The sequence below is a fragment of the Peribacillus sp. N1 genome, assembly GCF_054600815.1.
Genome location: NZ_BAAHZO010000090.1, coordinates 1 through 241, shown reverse-complemented (window position 1 = coordinate 241; position 241 = coordinate 1). Strand labels below are relative to the sequence as shown.

Below are 241 nucleotides of genomic sequence, written 5' to 3'. Positions count from 1 at the left end.
ATCATGGAGATGACATATAAGTTTTTTGAAAATTCTTTCTGGTTGAAAGGGATGTTTGAAAAAGCGAATGAGGATGACATAGGTGTTATACTTAATGGAGATAGAGGGAACTTTTCAATTTCCTGGGGATTCCCCTTGGAGTATAACTCCCTTCTATTAAAAAGGCTAAAGTGGGTTCTATTATATCAAGAGTTGGAACAATATAGGAGTAATGTTGTCGTATCTAGATTGCGAAAGGTGA

The 241-nt window shown here is 35.7% G+C and carries 1 protein-coding gene; it reads left to right on the top strand.

Annotated features, from left to right (window positions below):
* Nucleotides 1-51 precede the first annotated feature (51 nt).
* Nucleotides 52-241: hypothetical protein (locus ACYP5M_RS26695; protein ID WP_459735749.1), on the top strand; the 190-nt coding region annotated here is incomplete at its 3' end.